25 protein-coding genes are annotated in these 25,251 nt (G+C 43.2%); 9 read left to right on the top strand and 16 right to left on the bottom strand.

Translation table 11 applies throughout. The features are described 5' to 3' along the window. Window positions 1-78 precede the first annotated feature (78 nt). Window positions 79-1,485: an amidohydrolase gene (locus KDW99_RS04170; RefSeq protein ID WP_255828049.1), complete on the bottom strand. Its 1,407-nt coding sequence runs from the start codon at window positions 1,483-1,485 to the stop codon at window positions 79-81. A gap of 122 nt (window positions 1,486-1,607) precedes the next feature. Between KDW99_RS04170 and KDW99_RS04165 the strand changes: the two genes are divergently transcribed. Beyond that, on the top strand, window positions 1,608-2,540 hold the full coding sequence (locus KDW99_RS04165) for a hypothetical protein (RefSeq protein ID WP_255828048.1): 933 nt from the start codon (window positions 1,608-1,610) through the stop codon (window positions 2,538-2,540). Between the two features lie 56 nt (window positions 2,541-2,596). On the opposite strand, the gene KDW99_RS04160 is transcribed toward KDW99_RS04165, so the two are convergent. Beyond that, window positions 2,597-2,974 carry a DUF4870 family protein gene (locus KDW99_RS04160; RefSeq protein ID WP_255828047.1) on the bottom strand — a complete coding sequence of 126 codons (378 nt, stop codon included), beginning with the start codon at window positions 2,972-2,974 and terminating at the stop codon, window positions 2,597-2,599. A 165-nt stretch (window positions 2,975-3,139) separates the two neighbouring features. Here KDW99_RS04160 and KDW99_RS04155 point away from each other — a divergent pair, with 165 nt between their 5' ends. The 3 genes from KDW99_RS04155 to KDW99_RS04145 all read left to right on the top strand — a co-directional run bounded on the left by KDW99_RS04155 (window position 3,140) and on the right by KDW99_RS04145 (window position 5,805). Continuing rightward, a complete protein-coding gene (locus KDW99_RS04155; RefSeq protein WP_255828046.1) occupies window positions 3,140-3,616 on the top strand; it encodes a LabA-like NYN domain-containing protein in 477 nt (158 codons plus the stop codon). Between the two features lie 81 nt (window positions 3,617-3,697). Beyond that, the gene (locus KDW99_RS04150) at window positions 3,698-4,750 is read left to right on the top strand and encodes a GGDEF domain-containing protein (protein WP_370646881.1); all 1,053 of its coding nucleotides are present in this window, start codon (window positions 3,698-3,700) and stop codon (window positions 4,748-4,750) included. A gap of 53 nt (window positions 4,751-4,803) precedes the next feature. Beyond that, window positions 4,804-5,805, top strand: coding sequence for a GGDEF domain-containing protein (locus KDW99_RS04145; RefSeq protein WP_255828044.1), 1,002 nt, complete (start codon window positions 4,804-4,806; stop codon window positions 5,803-5,805). Here KDW99_RS04145 and KDW99_RS04140 read toward each other — a convergent pair. The 10 genes from KDW99_RS04140 to KDW99_RS04095 all read right to left on the bottom strand — a co-directional run bounded on the left by KDW99_RS04140 (window position 5,802) and on the right by KDW99_RS04095 (window position 15,680). After that, the gene (locus KDW99_RS04140; protein WP_110575768.1) at window positions 5,802-6,023 is read right to left on the bottom strand and encodes a VF530 family DNA-binding protein; all 222 of its coding nucleotides are present in this window, start codon (window positions 6,021-6,023) and stop codon (window positions 5,802-5,804) included. The two genes, KDW99_RS04145 and KDW99_RS04140, sit on opposite strands and share 4 nt — an antisense overlap. Window positions 6,024-6,141: 118 nt before the next feature. Next, window positions 6,142-7,278, bottom strand: a complete 1,137-nt coding sequence (locus KDW99_RS04135) for a Gfo/Idh/MocA family protein (RefSeq protein ID WP_205113525.1) — start codon at window positions 7,276-7,278, stop codon at window positions 6,142-6,144. Window positions 7,279-7,282: 4 nt separating this feature from the next. Continuing rightward, window positions 7,283-8,338: a sugar phosphate isomerase/epimerase family protein gene (locus KDW99_RS04130; protein WP_255828043.1), complete on the bottom strand. Its 1,056-nt coding sequence runs from the start codon at window positions 8,336-8,338 to the stop codon at window positions 7,283-7,285. A gap of 9 nt (window positions 8,339-8,347) precedes the next feature. Continuing rightward, window positions 8,348-9,487 (bottom strand): Gfo/Idh/MocA family protein, encoded by a 1,140-nt coding sequence (locus KDW99_RS04125; RefSeq protein ID WP_255828042.1) that lies wholly within the window; start codon window positions 9,485-9,487, stop codon window positions 8,348-8,350. Next, on the bottom strand, window positions 9,484-10,248 hold the full coding sequence (locus tag KDW99_RS04120) for a sugar phosphate isomerase/epimerase family protein (RefSeq protein WP_255828041.1): 765 nt from the start codon (window positions 10,246-10,248) through the stop codon (window positions 9,484-9,486). Before KDW99_RS04120 ends, KDW99_RS04125 begins: the two co-directional genes overlap by 4 nt. 38 nt (window positions 10,249-10,286) lie before the next feature. Continuing rightward, window positions 10,287-11,360 (bottom strand): ABC transporter ATP-binding protein, encoded by a 1,074-nt coding sequence (locus tag KDW99_RS04115; RefSeq protein ID WP_255828040.1) that lies wholly within the window; start codon window positions 11,358-11,360, stop codon window positions 10,287-10,289. Between the two features lie 4 nt (window positions 11,361-11,364). Beyond that, window positions 11,365-12,258: a carbohydrate ABC transporter permease gene (locus KDW99_RS04110; protein WP_205113520.1), complete on the bottom strand. Its 894-nt coding sequence runs from the start codon at window positions 12,256-12,258 to the stop codon at window positions 11,365-11,367. A gap of 9 nt (window positions 12,259-12,267) precedes the next feature. Next, on the bottom strand, window positions 12,268-13,185 hold the full coding sequence (locus KDW99_RS04105; protein ID WP_205113519.1) for a carbohydrate ABC transporter permease: 918 nt from the start codon (window positions 13,183-13,185) through the stop codon (window positions 12,268-12,270). Window positions 13,186-13,281: 96 nt separating this feature from the next. Next, the gene (locus KDW99_RS04100) at window positions 13,282-14,475 is read right to left on the bottom strand and encodes an ABC transporter substrate-binding protein (RefSeq protein WP_255828039.1); all 1,194 of its coding nucleotides are present in this window, start codon (window positions 14,473-14,475) and stop codon (window positions 13,282-13,284) included. A gap of 215 nt (window positions 14,476-14,690) precedes the next feature. After that, window positions 14,691-15,680: a LacI family DNA-binding transcriptional regulator gene (locus KDW99_RS04095; RefSeq protein ID WP_255828038.1), complete on the bottom strand. Its 990-nt coding sequence runs from the start codon at window positions 15,678-15,680 to the stop codon at window positions 14,691-14,693. A gap of 161 nt (window positions 15,681-15,841) precedes the next feature. On the opposite strand from KDW99_RS04095, the gene KDW99_RS04090 reads away from it, so the two are divergent. Further along, window positions 15,842-16,129: an HlyU family transcriptional regulator gene (locus tag KDW99_RS04090; protein WP_255828037.1), complete on the top strand. Its 288-nt coding sequence runs from the start codon at window positions 15,842-15,844 to the stop codon at window positions 16,127-16,129. A gap of 17 nt (window positions 16,130-16,146) precedes the next feature. Next, window positions 16,147-17,160, top strand: coding sequence for an alpha/beta hydrolase (locus KDW99_RS04085; protein ID WP_255828036.1), 1,014 nt, complete (start codon window positions 16,147-16,149; stop codon window positions 17,158-17,160). An 11-nt stretch (window positions 17,161-17,171) separates the two neighbouring features. Here KDW99_RS04085 and KDW99_RS04080 read toward each other — a convergent pair whose 3' ends face one another. Beyond that, window positions 17,172-18,005 (bottom strand): SDR family NAD(P)-dependent oxidoreductase, encoded by an 834-nt coding sequence (locus tag KDW99_RS04080; protein WP_255828035.1) that lies wholly within the window; start codon window positions 18,003-18,005, stop codon window positions 17,172-17,174. Window positions 18,006-18,152: 147 nt separating this feature from the next. Between KDW99_RS04080 and KDW99_RS04075 the strand changes: the two genes are divergently transcribed. Continuing rightward, window positions 18,153-19,775 carry a methyl-accepting chemotaxis protein gene (locus KDW99_RS04075; RefSeq protein WP_255828034.1) on the top strand — a complete coding sequence of 541 codons (1,623 nt, stop codon included), beginning with the start codon at window positions 18,153-18,155 and terminating at the stop codon, window positions 19,773-19,775. Between the two features lie 224 nt (window positions 19,776-19,999). Here the strand turns inward: KDW99_RS04075 and KDW99_RS04070 are convergent, their stop codons facing one another. Then, complete coding sequence (locus KDW99_RS04070; RefSeq protein ID WP_255828033.1) at window positions 20,000-20,770, bottom strand: helix-turn-helix transcriptional regulator; 771 nt, start codon at window positions 20,768-20,770, stop codon at window positions 20,000-20,002. A 23-nt stretch (window positions 20,771-20,793) separates the two neighbouring features. After that, window positions 20,794-21,327 (bottom strand): YbhB/YbcL family Raf kinase inhibitor-like protein, encoded by a 534-nt coding sequence (locus KDW99_RS04065; protein ID WP_255828032.1) that lies wholly within the window; start codon window positions 21,325-21,327, stop codon window positions 20,794-20,796. Between the two features lie 283 nt (window positions 21,328-21,610). Between KDW99_RS04065 and KDW99_RS04060 the strand changes: the two genes are divergently transcribed. Next, entirely contained in the window at window positions 21,611-22,492 is an 882-nt protein-coding gene (locus KDW99_RS04060; protein WP_255828031.1) for an MBL fold metallo-hydrolase, read from the top strand. 26 nt (window positions 22,493-22,518) lie between these two features. Continuing rightward, entirely contained in the window at window positions 22,519-22,842 is a 324-nt protein-coding gene (locus tag KDW99_RS04055; RefSeq protein WP_255828030.1) for a TIGR01244 family sulfur transferase, read from the top strand. Window positions 22,843-23,000: 158 nt separating this feature from the next. Here KDW99_RS04055 and KDW99_RS04050 read toward each other — a convergent pair whose 3' ends face one another. Then, complete coding sequence (locus KDW99_RS04050) at window positions 23,001-25,100, bottom strand: hypothetical protein (protein ID WP_255828029.1); 2,100 nt, start codon at window positions 25,098-25,100, stop codon at window positions 23,001-23,003. Window positions 25,101-25,251: the final 151 nt, after the last annotated feature.

Below are 25,251 nucleotides of genomic sequence, written 5' to 3'. Positions count from 1 at the left end.
AAACCAAAATAAAAAACCTCTTTCTACTTTTGAGGTAAAAAGAGGTTTTTATCAAATCAGAAAAATCTCAAAAATGGCTTATAGAACTTCTTCACCATTCGCTATCACTGTATCTCGTACGGTTTGAGTATAGTCTTGAGCCTCTTTCAAGATAGCCGCTTCATCTACGGTGAGAATTTTTTTGTCTTCCATGAGGATTTTTCCATCGACTATGCTGTGTCGAACATCGCTAGGATAGGCCGAGTAAACCAAGGCAGAATATGGGTTATACATTGGCACCATATGTGGCGCTTTGGTGTCGACAACAATAATGTCCGCTAGTTTTCCAACTTCCAATGAACCAACGCGATCTTCCATATGCAATGCTTTTGCAGAGCCCATTGTTGCCATATCAATGACTTTAATCGGCGGCATAGCAGCACGATCTTGGTTTACTAACTTATGAACTTTAGCGACCTGACCAAACTCCGCAATCGTACTTAGGTTATTACCGGACATTGGGCCATCTGTACCTAAACCAATGCGTACACCTTCGTCATACATTTTCAAGGCTGGAGAAACACCTTTCGCCGATTTAATATTCGCGCTCATGTTATGCGCCACGCCCATACCACTTTTTTTAACAAGCTCAATATCATGGTCGTCTACTAGGATCATATGAGCGCCAACTAAATGCTCATTCAAAGCACCAATATCATGCATGTACTGCACTGGGCTTTTACCATCTGCACGCGCTGCAATTTTTTCCTGCTCTGTGTGAGATTCAGCCAAATGAATCAAAACAGGAACACTTTTCTCTTTGGATAAATCCGACACTCGCTGCAATACTTCTGTCGTGTTGGTATAAGGCGCATGAGGTGCAAACGCTGGCGTAATACGTGGGTGATCTTTGTATTCTTCAATGAATTTTAACGCATAGTTAATACCTTCTTCGGCATTTTTCGCATCGGCTACAGGAAACTTAATGACAGTTTCACCAAGCACTGCTCGCATGCCAATTTTATCGACCGTTTTCGCCACTTCATCTTCAAAGTAATACATATCAGCGTAAGTCGTCACACCACCACGTAGCATCTCAACGTTACCAAGATTAGCACCGATACGCACCATATCGCGGGTGATAAGCTTGTTTTCAAGAGGGAAAATATAACGATGTAAACGATCTGGCACATCATCTGCCAAAGAACGTAAAACGCTCATAGATACATGTGTGTGGGTGTTGATTAAACCTGGCATAACGATATCCCCATCCACATCCAACACTTTTTCTGCGTCAAATTGGTCCGCTAATGACGCTTCACCCACTGCTAGTATTTTGTTGCCTTTAATTGCGATCACACCATTTTGATAAAGTGTTTTGCTTTTATCCATGGTCAAAACGGTAGCGTCTTTGATTAGCAAGTCGACAGTCTCTGCACCCCAAGATGGCACTGATAACGTCGTTGTTGCTAATACTGCCAATAAGACACTTTTTTTAAACTGCATTCGATTGTCCTTTATTAGATAATGTTCTAGGTTTGTCGTTCTTTAATAGCGACAACATTGCTCAATAATACTTGCATGTTTTATTCCAACACAGACACAAGTTGAAAATCTAGGATGAGAAATTGAATAATATCGGAAGCAAACTTAAGAACGGCCTTGGCAAAGCAGTAACCTACTTTATTTTACTCTCTTGTTTCGCTGTTTTGCTCATTTACTTAGTACAGCGCTTTGGCGGGGATTACGCAGAGCAAAAGATTCAAGAACAACTAGAGCTATCTGGCCTCGCTCCTTTTGTTCACTATGAAAGTGTTCACCTTGATCCCTTCACCCTCACCCCATCGCTAGAAAATGTCAGTTTTGGTAATGAGTATTCTCCATGGCTAAGATTTGCCAGAATCTCATTGAACAGCTACCCAATCAAATACCCCGACCTAGATGTGGATTTTTGGATTCAAGAAAGTCCAATAGACAGTCTATCCCGTGATACAAGAAACCTAATGCGTGCTGCTGGAATCGAAACCTTACTGGGTAAAGGCTCTTTTACTTCCAAGGTGGAGGGTAACAAAGTGTCATCAAGCTTCGCGCTAGACATTAAAGATATTGGCAAGCTAGCTTGGGCGTCAGATATAAGTGTATTAGATAAAACCATTGCGATGGATAATCTGCGTTCCGATGTAATTGCTTCTTTTGCATTAGGTCAGCCAGAAGCTCTCCCTATCATTTATGGTGATGCCATCGAAGTGCATTCTTTAAAAGTGGAATACGAAGAGTCAGGATTGATTGCTCATCTGGTCCCTAAGTCAGCGATCTCACGCGACTCAAATGAAAACCAGTTAAACGGGCTGAAATATATGAGCCAAGCATTAGGTCTTGCACCAGCTAACTCAAAAGAAGCAGAGCAGATTGCCGAGACGTTACTGACGTTTTTAAAGCAACCAGAAAAGCTAAATCTAACGCTGTCGCCTTCATCAGCGATTAGCCTAAAAGAGCTCGCACTACTGGCAAACGAAGGTACGCTTTATAAAGACAGTAAGATGGAACTATCAAACAAGTAGAACGCTTATTTACAGCCCAGGTGCATGAACAAATGGGCTGTAAGAACATAAGGCGTTTAAAAAGGATTAAACATTTCGCGATAAGACTGGTTAGAGGTCGCTCTGGCGATGCCTTTCACCATTCTGAAAATTGACCAAATCCAGACACCAAGCAACACAATATAACCAATAAAGAAGAACGCTAAAATCACCCCCACGACACTCCAGAAAATTCCCCACCAAAAAGTACCAATGATATTAGCGTAGTGATCTTCAAAAAGCGTGCCGCGAGCTTCGTCCGCTTTCACCATGGCCCAAATCGCACCGATAAACCAAAACACACCAGTAAATATGCCCAGCAACATAAAAATATAAGCGATCACTACATTACTTTTAGCATTTTCCTCTCTTGGTGTTAGCGGTTTAAAGCGATTATCAGGCTCAAATCCGGACATATTCAAACACTCCGTTATTCAATAAAATTTTGTCTAGTAAGCATAATGGGGATAGTTTGAAAATTATCGCCCCCTTCTTATCAGCTTTATGATTTCTTTTCGCTACGAATACTTGTAACGTGGTCTTTTCCCGTTCTGTTTTCACCCATACTGCCAAGGAATACCATGACAAACGTGACGATTTTAGTCGATGTTCAAAATGTCTATTACACCTCGAGACAAGCATTTGGACGCTCTTTCGACTACAACACTTTTTGGCAACAGGCCACAGAAGGTCGCAAGGTAGTCAAGGCTATCGCTTACGCTATAGACCGAGGCGATGAAAAACAGCGTCAGTTTCAAAACATTTTACGTGCGATTGGCTTTGAGGTGAAATTAAAGCCTTTTATTCAGCGCTCGGATGGTTCGGCAAAAGGAGATTGGGATGTGGGCATTGCCATTGATGGCATAGAACATGGCAAAGACAGCGATGTCCTTGTTCTGCTTTCTGGCGATGGCGACTTCGATATTTTGGCAAAAACACTCAGGGAAAAATACCAAACCAGGGTAGAAGTCTACGGTGTTGAATCCTTAACCGCGCAGTCATTAATCAATGCTGCAGATGACTTCACCGCCATCGGTAACAAATTGTTACTTAAATAGATAAAACTCATCTATATTTTTAAGAGAGAATATGTCGCCTTAAGAATCCTTACTGATTATTTTATATACAAAAAGTAAAACATGATAACTCAGACCAACTCCTTATTATTAGAAACAAGAGACATACTGCATAAGTGGCTTAGCCTTGCCACCGGTGCCATTATGATTTTTTTCTGCTTCATTAATGTCGTTATGTTAAACCAAGTAACTATCGGGGTTATTGATGCCGTCTTTGGCCTGCTGAATCTATACTCCTTTAGAAAGGCTTTATTAGAAAAAACGCATGAATGGCATCATTATATGTTGGCTTTTTCAATGACTGCCGTTGTTTTATCTTCCTTTTATTTTGCAGATCTAAGAGCTGGTTCTATCTATTGGCTTCTTATTCTACCGCCTTTATATTGTTTATTAGCAGGTCCTAAACTTGGTCTTTTCTATACAATTATCTTGTCCTTGCCTGCCCTTGCTATTTTATTCATTAAATCTGATACCGAGAACTTCCTCCCCTATCGGGCCATTCTTAATTTCGTATTAGCCTATTTTTTGTCCTACGGTATTTGTTATTTATACGAAAGCCAGTACGCAAAAAGCAGTCTATTACTCGAAAAAATGGCTTTCCAAGACCCATTAACGGGGGCGCAAAACCGTCATGCATTAAAGCTGTTCTTTGACAATTTCAATAATGCACCGGTTGATCCATTCTTAAAAGTTGAAACAGAAGAAGCTCGCTTATTGATCATTGATATTGACTATTTTAAAAGCGTAAATGATGAATTTGGTCACGATGTTGGTGATTCAGTGTTACTTGAAATGACTGAACTACTTCACTATTTGACGCATGATGAGCATGTTTATCGTATAGGCGGAGAAGAGTTTCTGATTACTTTAAAAAACCACACACAAAATCAGGCTTATGATTTTGCTGAAAAAATTCGCAAAGAAGTCGAAAAAACAGTATTTCGAGCCCATCTACAAAGCATTAAAATCACCGTCAGTATTGGTATAGCGCAACTCCAAAAAGGCCAATCCTTCAGAGAATTTTTACGAGACGCAGACAAAAACCTCTACTCCGCAAAAAATAAAGGCCGTAATTTGGTCCATTATGGACCTATGCATGTAACCGAGGCGGTTTAGTCGATCATGTTGGCATACAACTTTTTGTCACATATCCTTAAGCGAATTAATTAATGATGACCACAAGACATCTCCCGCAAACGGCAGTGACTCCGGCATCATTCCACAAATGGTTAAGTATCCTAATTTGTGTATTGAACAGCATCTATTTCCTACTTAACATGATTACAATGCAAAAGCTGGGAATTGGTGCCGTACAATTCATTGTCGCTATTTTTAGTGGTTATTGTTTTTATACTTCTTCAAAAGGCCTATACCGCCCTTGGCACAGCTACGCTTTGCTTTCATTACTCACTCTCAACATTTTACTTTCTATCGCAATAATGGAGCTCGTAGCCGGTGCAACCTATTGGGGACTCGCCTTACCCTTCTGGTACTACAGCCTATTTGGCTTAAAAAAAGGCTTTATTTTTAGCGCTGTGGTGGTTTTATTGGCTGCGGTGGTGATATTTATTCGCACCGACACAAATCTATTCATGCCGTTTAGAACTGTGTTTAACTTCACGCTTGTCTATTGCTCTATTTGGCTTGTGTGTCATATTTACGAAGTTCAGAACCAAAAAACAAGTAAGTTTCTACACTCTCTTGCATTACAAGACGACCTAACCGATTTGCAAAATCGTCACGCTCTTAAAGCGGATTTTAGAGCCTTCCATAAAAGTTTCGACTGTCTACACATGCTTATTATTGATATTGACCACTTCAAAAACATCAATGATAAATATGGGCATGATATTGGCGACTCTGTGCTTATTAACGTCGCGAATGTGTTGAAAGAGTGTGTTCAAGGCAAAGAAATATATCGCCTAGGTGGTGAAGAGTTTGTTGTTTTATATAAAGATATTAGTAATATTGAAGCCTACACTAAGGCAGAAGAAATACGCATAGCGATAGAGAAAAACGTATTCTACAGCCACAAGGAAGACATCAAACTGACTGTGAGCATAGGCTTGAGTTCACTTCACTCCGACCATGAATTTGCCGACTTCCTTCGAGCTGCGGATCAAAAACTCTATCAAGCAAAACATGAGGGGCGAAATAGAGTCTGCGGTTAACGGCTAAAGGTTTCCAAAAAAAGCGCTTCAACCTTGTCTCTCGCCCAAGGCGTTTTACGCAAAAACTTAAGACTAGACTTAACCGATGGATCGCTTTTAAAACAATTAATATTGATGCGAATAGCCAACTCTTCCCAACCGTAATGCTCCACCAGATCCGTGACAACCTTCTCTAGTTTAACGCCATGCAAAGGGTTATTAGCTTGTGTTCCGACCATATCTATTTATTCCTGTGACTCAATTAGCAATTTAGCCGAGAGTATACAGCAAGCAAGAAAAAGCCGCTTATAGATATTGCGGCTGATTCCAATATTACGCTTTGCCTTCTTAAAGCAACTAATCGTCCAATGGAACCCAAAGGCAATTATTTTGACTGGAATACACACTCGCGGCAATAAACCGCATTCCATGTAACCCCGTTGCCAATGTTGGTAAATTAGGGCTCTGAGTTGATGTAAGTAGCTGCTCAGCAAACTCACTGTATAAATTCGCAAACGCCTCTAAATAGCCCTCAGGATGACCAGAAGGAATACGAGAAACCGATGTGGCTGCTTCGCTTAGATAACCATTACCACGTCGGAGGCGTTGGCTTGGTTCTCCTAACACGGAATATGTCAGCTCATTAGGCGATTCCTGATGCCACTCAATACCAGCTTTATCTCCATAAATCCGCAATGATAAGGCATTCTCGTTGCCCGGCGCCACTTGGCTCGCCCACAAATGACCTTTGGCTCCATTACAAAAACGCATCAAGATATTGGCTTCATCGTCCAACTGACGCCCTTTCCCCCAGCTGGATAAATCCGCCAAGATTTCTTTCGCCTGAGTATTACCAACAAAGCACGCTAATTGATAAGCATGGCTGCCGATATCTCCCATACAACCAGCAATACCGGATTGAGCGGGATCGGATCGCCAAGTGGCTTGTTTGTTGCCGGTTTTCTCTAACGGTTCCGTCAGCCAGTCTTGTACGTATTCCACTTGAATAGAACGTATATTGCCCAACTTACCTGTTTTCACCATGGCTCGCGCCTCGCGCACCATGGGATAAGCTGAATAATTATGGGTTAATAAAAACTGCGCTTGGCTTGTTTCAGCGGCTTGATATAGCGCTTCCGCCTCTTCAAGAGTCGCCGTCAGTGGCTTATCGCAAATGACATGAATACCTCTTTTAAGAAACGCCATCGCCATCGGTGCATGTAGATGGTTAGGTGTCACGATAGACACCACTTCAATACCATCGCTACGCTCACTTTCTTGCTGCGCCATTTGCTCGAAATCCACATAAGATCGAGCAAGACCAAGTACCTGCGCTGATCGCTCTGCTTTATCTGATTGGCTCGATAAAGCTCCTGCCACCAACTCGTAGTGATCATCCAGTCGAGCTGCAAAGCGATGCACTTCTCCAATAAAAGCGCCTTCTCCACCACCCACCATGCCAAGACGTAAACGACGTTTGCTTGCTTCAGTCATAAAATCACTCCAGCCCCAACATTTTTCGGTTCGCTTGCGCGTCGATGCCACTGTCAGCAAAATCGTCAAAGGCTTTATCGGTTACTCGGATAATAAAGTCTTGAATGTGTTGCGCACCTTCTCGGGCACCCTCTTCAGAATGCTTTAAACAACACTCCCACTCCAAGACCGCCCAGCCTGCAAAATCATAAGCGGTGAGCTTAGAAAAAATACCTTTGAAATCCACCTGGCCATCACCGATAGAACGAAAACGTCCAGGACGATCTACCCAGTTTTGGAAACCACCGTAAACGCCACATTTGCCACTCAAATTCAGCTCCGCATCTTTCACATGGAACATCTTAATTCGATTATGGTAATGATCAATAAAGGCCAAATAATCCAAATGCTGCAACACAAAATGACTAGGGTCATAAAGAATATTGGCCCGAGGATGATGATCCACTTCATCGAGAAAACGCTCGAAAGTCACACCATCATGAAGATCTTCACCGGGATGGATTTCATAACAAAGATCCACACCAGCCTCATCAAACACATCAAGAATTGGCTTCCAGCGCCGCCCCAGTTCAGCAAACGCCTCTTCTACTAAGCCTGCTGGTCTTTGTGGCCATGGGTAAAAATAAGGCCACGCCAAAGCACCAGAAAAAGTTGCATGAGCCGTCAGACCAAGACGTTTGGACGCCTTGGCGGCCATTTTAAGTTGCTCCACCGCCCACGCTTGGCGTGCGGTGGGGTTGCCTCTTACGCTCGGATCAGCAAAGCCATCAAACGCTTCGTCATAGGCCGGATGTACTGCCACCAGCTGACCTTGTAAATGCGTAGACAATTCCGAAATCACTATGCCGTGTTTCGCAGCTATCGCAATCAGTTCGTCACAGTATTCTTGACTGTTTGCAGCTTGCTCAAGATCCATTAAACGCTTATCCCAAGTAGGCACTTGCACACCTTTATAACCCAAAGAGGCAACCCAGCTACAAATGGCATCGAAGCTATTAAAAGGTGCTTCATCACCAACAAACTGTGCTAAAAAAATAGCAGGTCCTTGTATCGTCTTCATAATTTCCTCCTAGAAACAAGCAGCAAGCAAAGCTTTAGCTGCCTCAGGGTCAAGCGCGCGGGGACGATCACAATGGGTGGTCATCTTGATGGATTGTCCACTCTCACCAGACGCCAAAATCGCCGTCATTACTTCCACACCATGTAAAGCTCTGTCCAGCGAACACATATGATCTCGTCCCATATGGATCGCCATTACCATTTCTGCCAAACCTGCGGTGCGATAATTAGCCTTTGCTAGCTCGCCATGAATTTGATTTGGCACGCCAAATGGGTGATCCCATACTTTCAAAGGCGTTTCACGACCCTCTTGAATCAGCGATACTTTTCCGCCAAAAAAGTTGGGATCAGGCAAATACATAGAACCTTTACTACCGTATAACTCCATATGGGAATGTTGATGGGCTTGCACGTCCCAACTAGCCCCCAAGGTAATAACTGCACCATTTTCAAACGTTAAAATAGCGTGAATGGTCGTCGGTGTTTCTACATCTATCATCTCGCCAGACCTTGGTTGGCTGGTGATTTTACGTTGTTTACGCGGAATCGCCGTTTTGGCAATCACCGACTCCACAGGACCTAATAGCTGGATCAAGTTCGCAATGTAATACGGGCCTAAATCAAGAATAGGGCCACCGCCAGCCTTAAAGAAAAAGTCCGGATTAGGATGCCAGCTTTCCATGCCAGCACTCATCACATGGCAAGTGCCTGAATACACATCACCAATCTCGCCTTTATCTAATAAGTGCCGAGCAAACTGATGCGAACCACCCATAAAGGTGTCTGGCGCACTGCCGACTTTGAGGCCTTTCTTCAGTGAAAGCGCTTTCATTTTTTGACCTTCTTCAAGGCTCAAAACCAAAGGCTTTTCTGAGTAAACATGCTTGCCAGCTTCTAGAGCCTGCATACTCACTTCATAATGCGCAGCAGGAATCGTTAAATTGACAATAATATCAATATCTTGAGAGGCTAATAATTCATCTACAGTACGCGATTCAATGCCATACTTCTGTGCTTTAGTTACCGCTAATTCAGTGTTTAAATCCGCACAGGCTAAAACTTTGAAACCACAAAACTGTGGCGCCAAAGACAAATAGCTGTCAGAAATATTGCCACAACCAATCAGCCCAACATTCAAAATCGTTTTCATACTATTGCTCCTTTTGCTAAGGCCTGCGCCCCTTTTAGAGCTCGATTGGCAAAGCGCGATAAATCATTAGGGTTATCATGCTCCATCACAAACGCATTGGCTGGCGTTGAACGCACCACTGGCCACCAGTCTCGCCAAGGTAACGTTCCGTGGGTAAAATCTGCCCAGCCATCTTCATCTTGGCATTCACCTTCGGGTGCAATGTCTTTTAAATGCACAGCACAAATTCGGTCACGATACATAGTTAGCCACTTAGCAGGATCCTGCCCTCCTCTGACCACCCAAGACACATCCATTTCCCATTTAATATTCGAGCCGCCTTCTAGAATCAACGACATTGGCAAAGAGCCATCGGCTAACGGTTCAAACTCAAAATTATGATTGTGCCAACCAAATTCAAAGCCAGCATTGATGGTTTTTTCTCTAATAGCTTCTAAGCGCTGCCCGAATTCAAACCAACCTTGTGCACTATTTGGGCGCTGGTCAGGCATAATAAAGGGACAAATAATGGTGTGCATATGTAGCGTCTTAGCAATATACAAAGCCTGCTGAATATTGTTTTCCAACATGGTTAAATCAAAATGCCCGGTTGGCATAGTCAATTGATGTTTTTCTAATAAGCTTTTCAACTCATCCAATTGACCATACAAACCACCATAACCTTCCACTTGCTGATAGCCAGCTTGGTGTAAAAGAGCAAAAACTTCATCGAGAGATTTAGTATTACGGGCGCTATAAAGCTGAAATGAAAATTCGTTCATATCGTTTCCTTTTTATTTTTATTGCAATGACTGTTGGCTTAAAGCCGCACTTCACTTTGCTTCGAAAAGAGATGAGCTTTTTTCGGATCAAGATAAATATCGACGTCTTCATCCCATTTAAGCTGATGATCTCCATGAACTTTTACTGACCATTTACGGCCCATAAAATCAAACCAAACAATGGTTTCATCACCCATTGGCTCTAAGATATCAATCTTGGCAGAGGTCAATTTTACATAGCCGTCACGAGGCCCAAGCGCCAAATGCTCAGGGCGAATTCCCAAAAAAGCGTTCTCGTCATGATCACCTTGATTAATAAACTCATAACCCATTAAGTTGACGCGATAATCTTGATAAACAAAGTTTTCGCCAACGACACGACCTTCCAATAAATTCATGCTCGGCGAACCAATAAATTGCGCGACAAACAGGTTACAGGGTTTATGATAAATATCCGCTGGAGTGCTCAATTGCTGGATTTCGCCGTCCTTCATGATGGCAATTCGATCCGCCAAAGTAAGCGCTTCCACTTGGTCATGAGTCACATACACCATGGTGTTTTTTAATTGCTGATGCAGGCGCTTTATTTCTACGCGCAAATCTGCCCGTAATTTAGCGTCCAAATTCGATAAAGGCTCATCGAATAAAAAGACATCCACATCTCGTACCAAAGCTCGACCTATCGCCACACGCTGACGCTGCCCACCAGACAATTCAGACGGTTTTCGATGCAGAAGCGGCTCTATTTGCAAAATTTTAGAAGCACGGTCGACTCTCTCGCGGATCTCATCTTTTGGCATGCCTTTTACCTTCAAACCGAAAGACAAATTCCTTTCCACTGTCATCTGCGGATACAAAGCATAAGACTGAAAAACCATACCGATTCCGCGATCTTTAGGCTCTTCCCAAGTCACATTGCGATCATTGATCCAAATCTGCCCAGCAGAGATATCCAATAAGCCAGCGATGCAATTAAGCAAAGTCGATTTACCACAACCTGAAGAGCCCAGCAGAACCAAAAACTCCCCTTTTTTAATATCAAGATTAAGCTGTTTTAAAACATGGGCATCTTGATACTTAAGATCCAATTCTTTAATAGATATACTGTTCATAGTCTTACCCCTTCACCGCGCCAGCCGCTATGCCACGCACAAAATATTTGCCAGACAACAAGTAAATAGCCAACGGAACTAACGCCGTAAGAATTGTTGCGGCCATATTCACGTTGTATTCACGTACACCAAATGTGGTTGCCACTATATTGTTCAACTGCACGGTCATTGGTAAGTTCTCTCGACCAGCAAAAATCAAACCCAATAAGTAGTCATTCCAAATTCCCGTAGTTTGTAAGATCACCGCGACCACAGTCACTGGAATGGATAGCGGCATCATAATTTGAAAGAAGATCTGCCAAAAATTTGCGCCATCTACTCGCGCAGCTTTAAATAATTCATCGGGTAATGATGAAAAATAATTGCGAAATAACAAGGTCATGATCGGCATACCAAAGATGGTGTGAATCAAAATAATCCCAGTTAAAGAACCATAAAGCCCCATCTCGCGAAGGAAAATAATCAGCGGAAAGATCACTACTTGAAAAGGCACAAAAGCCCCGAACAGCAGTAGACCAAACAACAAATTAGAACCCTTGAAACGCCAGAATGACAAAGCATAACCATTGATCGAACCTATGATGATAGATATGGCCACGCTTGGAATGGTGATCTTCACTGAATTCCAAAAACCTGTTTGAATCCCATTACACTCCACACCAGAACACGCCTCACTCCAGGCTTTTACCCAGGCTGCAAAACTTGGGTCGCCAGGTAACGAAAAAAGCTCCCCTAAGCGAATCTCAGGCATGCCTTTTAGCGATGTAATCAACATCACGTACAAAGGAATACAAAAGAAAACGGCAGCACTGAATAAAAATGCATAAACGCCAAGCCGTGAGACTGTGGTTTTTTTCGGTTTTGGCCCATGTGGACCAGTTAATTGAATCTGTTCCATGATCGACTCCTAATGTTTGGCTGGACGAACATATTCGCGATAAATCCAGGGACCAATCACCAAGAGCACAGGGAGCAACATCATGGTTGCCGCCGCCATCCCCAAGCCCACATTGCCACGGGCTGTAATGTGATCAATAACGAACTTCGCAGGCATTTCCGTCGACATACCAGGGCCGCCACCGGTTTGCGCGACAATCAGGTCATACACTCGCACGACACCAACGGCTAGCAATACGACGGAGGTAATCATCACTGGTCGCATCATTGGCAAAACGATAAAGAGGTAGGTTCTCCACGTTGGAATACCATCCACACGAGCCGCTTTCCAGATTTCGCCATCAATGCCTCGTAAACCTGCCAACATCAAAGCCATAACTAGCCCAGACGACTGCCAAACGGCGGCGATTAATACACCATAAATTGCGTACTCTGAGCTGACTAATGGGGCGAACTCAAAAGACTCCCAGCCCATACGCTGAACGACATTTTGAATCCCCAAAGAAGGTTCCATCATCCACTGCCAAACTAGACCCGTTACAACCAAGGACATGGCATAGGGATAAAGAAATAGAGTACGAAAACCACTTTCAAAACGTACTTTCTGATCAAGAAACACCGCCATAAAAAAGCCCGAGATTAAACACAAGGCAATAAATAGCACTCCGTACAGAAATAAGTTTTCGACAGATACCACCCACCGAGACGTTCCCCAGAGGCGTTCATATTGGTCTAGTCCGACCCAATTAAAGTTTGGAAACAAGCGTGATTTCGTGAACGAAAGCATCACCGAATAACCGACACAAACTACAAATACGCCAATTGCAACAATCGCCATGGGCGCACTTGCTAATAACGAAGAAATTTGAATTCGTTTCGTACGTCGCGGGGTAGATACTTTTGCTGTATTAGCCATAGTCTCTTCCATCTTAAACTCCTTTTGAAACGCAAGAATTGACCGCCAGAACTGCATCTTCAGCACTAAATACTAGAGAAAGCTGGTGGTTATTCTGATTATCGAAGGTTACTCAGCGTCTTCGATGATGCCTTTGAAAATGCTAAGTGCATTGTCGACAGACATACTTGGCTCGTTCCAGAAAGTAGAGACTAAATCTTGAACCTGCCCATTCGTATCTTCCGTAATGTAATTATTTGCAGGTGTAATAGTCGCTTTGGGGTCATCCAACAAAGCAAGACCTTTTTTCATACACGCATCCGCCACTTTTAAGTCAACATCGGCACGTACTGGCAAAGAGCCTTTAGTATTGTTAAATTTTGCTTGAATAGTTGGACTCAACATCATAGAAGCTAACTTCATTTGTGCCGCTTCAAGATCTTTATCTGAGGATTTAGGAAAGATGAATGCATCGCCCCCAAGGGTAAGAGAAGGTCGTTTAGCGGGTCCCGGAATACAGCCGTAATCGACTTCGGCGACTTTTCCTGCCGCGGCAAACTCACCACGAGCCCAGTCACCCATTACTTGTGCAGCCGCTTTGCCAGTGATAACCATGTTAGTGGCATCATTCCAATTTCGACCAGGCGCCCCCTCATCGATAAATTGTCGTAATGCACCAAAAGTTTCAAACACCTTACGCATTTTATCGCTACTAGCAGCCTTTGGGTCCTTATCTTTCCATACCCTGTTCCAGAATTTTTCATCTGTCACGCCAATCATCACTACATCAAAAACATGGCGCTCCTGCCAACCTTGCCCGCCAAAGGCCAAAGGAATATACCCTGCACCACGAATTTTAGGCGCGACAGTCAAAAACTCTTCCCATGTATGAGGTTCTTTCACTCCAACATCGGCAAAGACTTTCTTATTCGTCCAAAGCCATTGATTAGAGTGAATATTGACGGGGACACAATAAATACCGCCATCTTTCATACAAGGATTTAAGATACTGGAAGGACGAATAAAGTTTGTCCAACCTTCTTTTTCAGCAACCGGAGTGAGATCTAGGAGAAGACCTTCTTCAATCAGTTCTTCGAACTGACGAGAGGTATTGAATTGTGCGGCGCCCGGTGCATCACCACCTAGAATGCGCTGCATAGTAAGTGCTCGCGCGTTTTCGCCTAATGCGACAGCGGTGTCCACCCACTTGTCGTTACCCAGTTTATTAAATTCCTCGGCCAACACAGTAACGGCTTTTTGTTCTCCGCCAGATGTCCACCAATGAATCACTTCAACATTGGCCGCTTGGACCGACGCACTCATAAATCCTGCCCCTATTGTGGCAGCAAACAGTTTTTTACCCATCATATTATTTTTATCCTCTATTGGGTTTTTGTCCTCAAAACTTCCTTACGAAAAACTTGAGTTGAAAACGGTAAAACTTGAAATGAAACCGCTTACATGAACAAATATTAGACAATAATATGACTCCGTCAATACATTTTACTTATTTGTTTTTTATAGTAGGAATGTTTGGCCTAAGCTGATTGGCGAACAATTAGCTCTGGGGAAAACCGGGTTTGTACAGGAAATTGAGTATCATAAACACGGTTTAAAAGCAGATATGCTGTGGCTTCAGCCATATCGTATAGCGGCAATTTTATGGTGGTAATACTTGGGGAATAATACTTAGAAATATCTAGGTCATCAAAACCTATGATTGCGATATCTTCCGGGACCTTAACACCTTGCTCAGCGCATACATGCAGCGCTCCCATCGCCATAATATCATTGGCAAAAAAGATTGCCGTTGGCCTATCTTCACGCTCTAAAATAGATTGCATATGAGCCATACCGGAACTTGCACTAAAGTTACCTTCCAGTTGAAAATACAGATTTAAATCCGCGTTTTGCAAAGCTTTTTGACAACCTAAATATCGCTGATAAGCATCATGCTTCCAAAGTGGACCAGTAACCGTCGCAATTTTCTTGTGACCTTTATCAATAAGATATTGGGTCGCCATTTCACCACCCGCAAAGTTATCAAAAGTAATATGATGATCATCGCCACCGGGAAAGGTCTGGTTCAAAACAAAAGCTGGGCAACGTAAATTAATCTGCGATATTTCCTCTTCTGATAAAAAATTAGTAATAATAACTAATGCATCGACTTGACGTTTAATCAAAAACTCAACCGCATCACGCTCACCCTCCAACGAGCCATTGCCACTGGCGATGATGACATGACGATCACCACCACGCAGGGCCTTTTCAACACCACTTGCTGCCGGTCCGTAGTAGGCAGTATCGATACGAGACGCCACCAAACCAATGGTGTAAGTTTTATTACTGGCAAGAGATCTAGCCGCCTGATTAGGGCTATAAGATAGTGTCTTAATCGCTTCTAATACACGAGATTTCGTCTCTTCTTTAACTGGAACCACGCCACTTAACACTCGGGAAACAGTAGCTTTTGACACACCCGCGAGGGTTGCAACTTGGTTAATCGTACTCATCGTTTTTTTCAAGCTAATATCCTAGGAAAAAGAAAATGCCAAAAAGTTATTATACTTCGACAGAAGGATTATCCTGTGGTAATTCTGTAATCGGTTTAATTAAATAATACGACGGTATTTGACTATTACAATAAATCCCCGAAAAATAGAGAAAAGTATAGGAGAATGTATTAATGGGTATTTTATCTGGCCTTAAAGGGCTATTTGCTGGTGGCGAAAGCGCACCAGAAAAAACAGAAGACGTCGTAGAACACAAAGGCTTTTCAATTATACCAGCACCGATGAAAGATGGTGGCCAATACAGAGTCGCTGCAACCATTACCAAAGGTGAAGGCGAAGAGCAAAAAACACACAATTTCATTCGCTCAGATTTAATGCCAAACCGCGACGAATGCATTGAAATAACCTTGCGCAAAGCCAAGCTTACCATTGATCAACTGGGTGACAATATTTTCGGCTAATACAAAGGAAAAGTATAATGAGCACACCAATAGGACAACACTGGCAACAAGTAAACGAATGTGAAGACCTATTGGGTGCCGACTTTCGTGCCCGCACTTTTTCTTTTGCTGGACCGAAAACCCAAGTCCACACCACACTCATTCATCACCTTGGCAACCCATCGGCAACCAAAGCCATTTTATACGTACATGGCTACACGGATTATTTTTTCCAAACGGGTTTGGCTGAGCATTTTATCAATTTGGGCTATCGCTTTTATGCCCTGGACTTACAAGGCTATGGCCGCTCTATCCGCCCTTCTACACCGCCAAACTGGTGTGAGTCTATTGAACAATACGGACAAGATTTAGACATTGCCTTAGCAACCATGAAACAAGACGGGGTAGATCAAGTCGTCATACTCGGACATTCCACTGGCGGCTTAGTGGTATCAACTTATTTAGCACAACCTTATGCCTTGCCAGAACGAGAGAGCCATTACAATAAGGCTTTTCCTGACGTGGTTGGGCTCATGCTCAACAGTCCATTCCTTGCTCTGCCTTTTCCACCAGCCGTGTTAAATTTTGTTAGCTGGCCTGTTCGAATTCTGGTTTCTTTATTGCCGTTTTCCTATTTGCGGGCAAAAAAAATCAATATTTACTCAAAGTCTCTGCACACAATATACGACGGTGAATGGGATTACCGCTTGGATTGGAAGCCCTCGCATGGCTTTGATTTATCTTTCCATTGGTTAAGAGAAGTCATTGTTGCGCAGCGTAATCTTGCTAATCAGCGCCTCAGCATACCAACGCTGATGTGCCGTTCAGAAATCAGTACTATTGGAAAACGCACCGTAAAAGAAGTGCAGCTTGGTGATGGTGTATTAGATGTCGACAGCATGCAGCAAGCCGCCAAAAAGACCTTCACCAACCTCACGCAAGTGGCTATTCCCCAAGGTTTCCATGACTTGTATTTGTCTCACCAAACCGCCCGCGATGCTTATTTAGCGGCCATGACGGAATGGTTAAAAACACTCGATGCAAACGCCTAACTAAATAGCCATTACGCCCCCTGACGTCGCATGACCCAATCTAACAAACAAGTTGGTAATACGCGTTTCATAATGACAGCCGCATATGTTGGCATAGTCACGTAATAACGCGCTCTTGGACGAGGTGATTCCAAGGCATGAATCAATTTTTCAACCACTGCACTGGCTGGCAAGGTTTGCGATGAGGTCGCTCCCTCTTTGCTCAAACGCGCAATCGCTTCCGCATAACCTTTTTGGTGACGGCTATTTTCCATATCGATATTGTCTTGCAGAGCAAGCAACGCATTCGCACGGAAACGACTTTCAATGGGGCCAGGTTCAATCAAACTCACTTTTATCGGCGTATCCGACAACTCCAAGCGTAAGGTATCGGTTAGGCCCTCTAAAGCAAATTTACTGGCGTTGTAAGCACCACGGAACGGCGCAGCAACCAAGCCGAGCACAGAGCTATTATTTACAATACGACCGTAACCTTGAGCTAACATGATTTTCAGTACTTTGATCGTAAGTTCATGAGTACCAAAGAAATTACACTCAAACTGTGCTCTTAACGCATCAACCGGCAAATCTTCAATGGCCCCCGGCTGGCCGTAAGCGCCATTATTAAACAAAGCAAAGAGCTGACCATTGGTAATCGCCAGTGTTTCTTGCAAGCCTTTTTCTATCGAAGCCGAATTGGCTAAATCCAACTGAACAACGTGCTTGATGCCTTGAGCATGTAATGCTTCCACGTCCTCTTGTTTACGACAACTTGCTACCACGAGAAAATCACGCTCTTGAAGCATTTTAGCTGCCTCCAGTCCAATTCCCGTCGAACAACCTGTGATAAGAATAGAATATTGCATTGCGCTTCCTTATGAAAAAATTCTTCAGGTCTTGGATGTTAACAAAATGCCAAACAAAGTGCTTTTATCTTGATTTCGATCACAATCTCAACCGGCACTCCAGCCCATAATCCCTGCTTATAAAATAAACATTAATAGGGATGTCGTATGAAGCTAAGTTCAATCAAAGTAAGCTACAAACTATGGGGACTTATTGCCACTTTAGTCACATTACTCATCGTTTTTAGCGCTATGGCCTATAACGAACTGCACAGCGAATTACTCAACGCGCGACAATTACAAGTAAAAGAACAAGTCGATAGCGCCTACTCCCTGGTAAAACATTACGGCGATCAAGCCCCCATTATTGGCGAAGCCCAAGCCAAGCAATCCGCTCTAAAAGCCCTTTCAGCCCTTCGTTTTGGCGATGAAGGCTATTTCTGGGTTAACGACATGCAAACTAAGTTACTCATGCACCCTTTCAAACCTGAAATCACAGGCAAAAGCATGGCTAATGTGACCGACGTTAATGGCTTTCATCACTGGCAAGCAATGGTCTCTATAGTAAAAAACAAAGGTGAAGGTTACGTTAACTATGCCTACAAAGGTCCGCAAGTTTCACAACCTGAAGACAAAGTCTCTTATGTAAAAGGTTATCAACCTTGGGGCTGGGTCATCGGCAGTGGCGTGCTGTACAGTGGTGTGACTGATATTTTTTGGGCGGCAGTACAAAAGTCTGCGGTGATCGAACTCATTCTAGTACTCATTGCACTTATAGGCAGTGTCACTATTGTGCGCAATATTACTCGCCCACTTAAAACCGTAACCGAACACCTTCAGCATATTTCAGATGGTGATCTTACTAAACAACTAGACATGCAACGCGGAGACGAAATAGGTATTCTAGCCAAGGCGGCAAACCGCGCATCTGAATCATTAAACGATACTTTACTCGAAGTCGACCACGCCATCACAGAACTGCAAGCTGTTTGTGTTCAAATGCAAAGTAACAGTCTGCACACCAAGCAAGGAATGGATCACCAATTCCAAGAAGTCGAAATGCTTGCTACCGCTATGAACGAAATGTCTTACTCCATTCGGGACGTCGCACAGCATGCCAAAGACACAGCAGATGCCACACAAACAGTACAAACCATCACCCGTCAAAGCAGCCAAGACTTAGACGCGACAAATGAAGACATTCAAACTCTGACTAAAAACATAGAAGGCGCTAACGACGTCATCATCAAGTTGCTTGAACAAACTGGGGATATAGATTCTGTTTTAGGTGTTATCGGTGATATATCCGAGCAAACCAACCTACTAGCCTTGAACGCAGCGATCGAAGCGGCTCGCGCAGGAGAACTCGGCCGAGGCTTTGCCGTCGTAGCAGATGAAGTTCGCTCACTGGCCAGCCGAACACAAGGATCAACCGTCGAAATCCGCACCATCATCGAAAAGCTTCAGCACCAATCAAAAGAAGCATCTGTATCCATGGCAACCAGCACCCAACAAGCTGAACGCGGTGCAGACAGAATGCATGTTGCCGCTGAAAACCTGAAAAACATGCTAATGCGAGTGGACGACGTTTCTGCTCGTAGCCATCAAATCGCCTCTGCCGCTGAACAGCAAGGTACAGTCGCAGAAGAAATTAATCACAACATTATGGGCATTCGAGAGGTCTCTGAAAAAGTCCTCGAAGATTCTCAGCAAGTATCCGAAGGCAGCACCATGATTGCCAACATGACCGATGACTTAAGCAAAAAAATCAAACAATTCCAGTTTGCTTGATTTCACTTTCTAACCAATTATGAAGAGATGAGCAAAATGCTCTTCTCTTCTTTTCGAAAGACAGTGACTAGCAAAAAATAAAAACCGCATTTAAATCCCCCCCCACTTAATACCAATTAGGTAAAGATGCCCTATAGCTAGGATTGTTTACCATAGGCGAAATCATCATTGCGTCGTTACGCTTCAAGAAGAAACTAGGGCAACTTTTCATTCAAAGACACCGATTAAAGTGTCTTTATGTATTCATTTGGTGTCACCCCAAACGACTTAAAAAAACGCTGACTAAAACGTTCTTGAGACTGGTAACCGCAACGAACGGCAATGTCTATTTGCTGTCGATATCCTTGTTGCATCAAACTAATAGCATGATTCATTCGCACTCGAGTTAACAGCGTTCTGAACTGTGTATTTTCGTCTTTTAAACGGCGAATCAATGTTGCTCGACTCACTGAAAAATGCGCAGCAACTTGATCCAATTGATAACCTTGCCATGGCGTTTGTTGCAACAGTTCAGTCACTTTTTGCGCAAAAGGCACAAAATGCCCATCAAAGAGTAGATGTAACTTCCCTACTTCGGCCAGTTGCTGGTAAAAACCATTTAACCAATACGCTTGAGTCGTTTCACTCAATCCATCCGTATCCAATTCAAACAAAAAATCGAGACTCGCCATCAAAGATCGACTGGGTTTAAAGCTTGGCGTTCGCTGAGCATTCACTGTGATACTAAGCTCTATCAAGGCTTCTGGAGGCGGTCGTTGAAAACTCATCTGTGCTGACAAAAAACGCTCTTTAGTCGGCTCGTTTTCAAACGTCAATTGTTGCCCTGCTTTTGTTAACAAAAGTGTTGAGGCATCAAAATCCAACACGTCATCTTGCCAAAATAGCCGTTTTCGCCCTGAGCGAATTTTAAAAAGGCTAGGAGTAAGAATTGCTACATTACGCATTCGCTGTGTTTGCACACCATACATTTGGCTAACTTTAAAAGCAGGGCCCATTTTCACTCCTAGCCGATGATTCGTTAACGATTATAAGGCGCGACTAATACTGCCTTGCCCAGAGCCATACTACGTACCGTATAACCCGCCAGTGCCGGTGAAACATCAGCACTTAAGTCCAGCTTTTCCACAGGTAGTGCCCAAACAGTAAATTGATAACGATGCATATTATCGCCTTTTGGTGGACAAAAACCGCCAAAGCCAACACTACCGTAATCAGATTTAAGCTCTGTCGCACCAAGCTTCGTTAAGTCAGCACCTTGAGCTAAAGACGTAACCGAAGTAGGAATATTAAAAGCCGACCAATGCCACCAGCCACTGCCTGTTGGTGCATCTGGATCGTACACGGTAATAGCGAAGCTCTTCGTCCCCTTAGGTGAATCCGTCCAGGCTAATTGAGGAGATTTATTCTCTCCATCACAACCAAAACTATTAAATTCAAACGCCTGTGGGATTTTCTGCCCTTCTTGAATGTCTTGGCTTGTTAGCTCAAACGCATTGCTGCTCATGGAGACCAATCCGCTTAACGCCACCGATATCAGTAATACTTTTTTCATTATTTTCACCTTACTATTTCAACCTTTAAAGTCGTTATAGTAAAGAGCTCAGATAACATAAACCCGACCAAAAATATCTTATTTCAAACAATAATCAATTATTTGATACTTTTCGTAATAAGACACTGTTTTTTCATTTTTTCAAACAAGGACAGAGCAGACAAGAGTTAAGTTTTACATCAACAGGGCTAAAAAATATCTTTTAAATATACCGACACTCAACTATATTAGATATAACTAATATTAAGACATCTTTGACTCAACAACTTCAACGAGGCAAAAAATGACTACTGACTCTCTCTTCCACCCCAGTGTTGTCACGTTTTTTGATAAAGACTCCAATACCTTTTCTTATGTCGTTAAAGATCCGGCCTCTTCTAGCTGCGCCATCGTCGACAGCGTATTGGACTTTGACTATGCATCTGGCGGCACTTCCCATACAGGTGCTGACGAAATTATTGAGTACATCACCACACATAAACTAGAGGTAGAATGGTTAATTGAAACTCATGTCCATGCAGATCACCTTTCTGCAGCACCCTATATTCAAAGCAAAGTCGGTGGCAAAATAGGTATTGGAAAGCAAATCACCATAGTGCAAGACACCTTTGGCAAGATATTCAATGAAGGCACGGCATTTAAATTAGATGGCTCACAATTTGATCACCTGTTTAATGACAATGAACACTATCATGTCGGCTCGATGCTATGTACTGCGCTTCATACGCCAGGCCACACACCAGCTTGTTTCACCCATGTTTTAGGTGATGCGGTTTTTGTTGGCGATACTTTATTTATGCCAGATGCTGGCACTGCACGTGCAGACTTTCCCGGTGGAGATGCAGGCATATTGTTCGATTCGGTACAAAAGATATTGTCGTTACCAGAAGATCATCGCATTTTCATGTGCCATGACTATTGTCCCAACGGTCGCGAACTAGAATATGAAACCACAGTCAAAGCCCAACGCGAATTGAACATTCATGTTAAAAAAGGCATGAGCAAAGAAACCTTTGTGGAATTACGTGAAACCCGTGACAAGACATTGGCCATGCCTCGCCTAATTTTGCCATCGCTGCAAATTAATATGAGAGCGGGACACATGCCTGAACCAGAAGACAATGGTTTGTCGTATCTAAAAGTTCCTTTGAATGCATTCAAATAAAAAATAATTCTATAAAGAGAGTAGCTATGTTACGCAAAATAATCACAGACAACTATTCCGTGTCTGAGCAGATCAGCTTGGACGATGTAGACACCTTAGCAAAATCTGGCGTCACGCTTATTATCTGCAATCGACCCGACGGTGAAGAGGAAGGACAACTTCCATTTGCCGACATTGCCGCATATGCGAAAGAGAAAGATATCCGAGCGGAGCACATCCCCTTTGTAGGCGGACAAATGGCAGAGTCCGATGTCGAAGCTTTTAAAGCAGCCATTCAAAACGCTAAAAACATTCACGCTTATTGTCGAACAGGGAACCGCTCTGGCCAGATTTGGCAAGCGGCGCAATAACCTTTTCTAGCGCCGGATACTCTATTCATGGGCATCGTATTTACCAACGCTAAATAAGGTGACCTAATATATAAACTTGCGATAAAAAAAATCCAATAGCGGCAAAGCTATTGGATTTCTTATGCGCATAATAAAGCTCTAAATTAACGCGGAGCCAATTACTTCTGTGTATAACGATAAAGCGCTTTGTACTCGCTATCGTCTTGCAAGCAATAAAACGAATTGTCTTTTGCACTTAAGATTTGGCAGCTAAAGTCGACACTTTCTTGTTGTTCCCATTCGCTATCACAGCCACTACGGAACTGTGTGTCCGAGCCACTTTCCGTAATCATAAGCGTCGAGTGCGACCAGTTAAAACGACTTTCATATACATTACAGCTGTCAGATTCATCCGTATCAACAAAGGTGCCAGTGCCATCTTCATTAAAGGTTTCAATTCCCGTATCAATCCAGTTGCACTGCTCATCTAAGTACTCTACGTTAAAGCTGTTTAGCAAATCTTTACGCTTAATATTTTTGATTTCAGCTAAACCTTCAACATACATAGACCAATTACTTTCGTAACCTTTGTCGTTAAAACCTTCTTGAATATTTAACGTAAATGGCAAGCCACTCAGCGCTGCGGAAGCTGTGTACAAGTCCGTACAATCGCTCCCCATCTTGGCAGTGTATTGTCCAAAATTCATCAGTAAATCGCTTAACTTAGTGCTGTCCATAGCGACGGCAACCATGCCATTTTGAGTCACTTCTTCCGTTGCTAACTGCTCAGCAATTTGTTTACTTTTATCACCAGTGTAAGCGACTAAATGCTTCCCCTTAATCGCCACGAATGCATCAATCGGCAAGCCGCTGTCAGCTAGATTTACTGCACTTCCGTCGGTTGGAATCTGAATACCGCGAAGCATAGGGATATACTGAGCAGCAAGTGCTGCCAATACGTCTGGCTTATCACTGGTAAGAGTCGCAATAGCATCGTATTTCACGCCTATTTGACTGCTCTCATCTTTTGCAAGATCAAAGATACCGACACTCACGCCCGATAAACCTTGCGCCATGCCGGTAAATACAGAAAGTGCAGCAGGGTTCTGTTCGCGCAATTTTGATTGCGCTGTCAGTAGTGGTTCACAGCTAAAGTCAGCTTTTGTGAATTGGCGCCACAAGCTCGTCAACACAGGCGAAACAGCATCAGATGCTACTCCAATCCCCAAGCCAAGCGTCAAATCATTATCGGCTTTCAAATAACTTGGGATAAAACCACGTAATTTATTTAACTCACCGAGAATGCTGGCATTTTTAATTTCTAATGCGTAAGAGAAGCCTACTGCCATGTCATCGCCTTGAATGTCATAGCTATTCAGGCCAAAGACCACACGTGGGACACCAGACACAATATTGACGATGTCGGCTTTACATTGCATTTGTGCAGCACTCAATTCTGGCAAGTCATCACCCACCAATGCTTTCACTTGTTTGTGAGCGCGGGAGTCTTTATCTAAGATCGCATTCGCAATGTTCTGCAAACTCATATAACCATGAGAAGCCGCTAAGAAGTTATAAGCCCCACCATCGTTCTTCCAACTGTCAGCAGACATAGGCTGCGCAGGTTTCGCCAATGCAAAGCGCTGCTCTTGCGCTCCTTTATCTTCTTTTTGCGATATAACAGCCGCTGTCAGCACCTTATCCTTGATCATAAAACCCAGTTTCAGCACGACATCATCTTTGTTTACCAGCTCAACCGTCGTTAACGCCTGACCAGCAATCGTTTCAGAACCAAGGGTGACATCGGTTTCTTGTGCTGCTTGCTTTATCAGCGTCAAAAACGTCTCTTCATTTTCTAACGCTATACGCGCAACAGGAAAGACCCCATCCAGATAAATAACGCTCGCACCTTCAATATCAAGACCGTAATGTTGGTATATTTCCATGCCACCATTAGGTGCAACGTCGTAATAGTCTTTCACCAACCAATTAACAAAATCCAAGCCCTTACTGGGAGGCAAAGATTCGAGCAACTCCATCACAACTTCGGCGTCGCCATTGCCTTTCAACTGCGCCATCATCTCGTCAGAACTGGTAACAAGTTCTTCATTCGAGACACCGCCTAGAAAAAGCGCCGTATCAGCAGGGACATATTCAATCATGCGGTCGATCGAATTGCCTTTTTGAAACCAGCCAAAAACATCCAAGTTAAAGCCGAATGCGGCAGCGGAAGACAGACAAACCACAACGGCAGCCGCTTTAAAAATTTTTACCTTCATTATGAATCCTTCAAAATGAGCACTTATAAAAATGCATTAAATGATGTTGAAAATCACGTATTTATAACGGCCAGATTTTAGCGTTAAACAGGATGAAGAGCCATGACAGATGTTAACAACTGTTTAAAGGATATTTATGACGTAAACAGAC

The sequence above is a fragment of the Marinomonas rhizomae genome (genome assembly GCF_024397855.1).
GTDB classification, from domain to species: Bacteria; Pseudomonadota; Gammaproteobacteria; order Pseudomonadales; family Marinomonadaceae; genus Marinomonas; species Marinomonas rhizomae_A.
The sequence above is the reverse complement of the archived record's forward strand: the minus strand, read 5'-3'. Positions and strand labels throughout refer to the sequence as shown.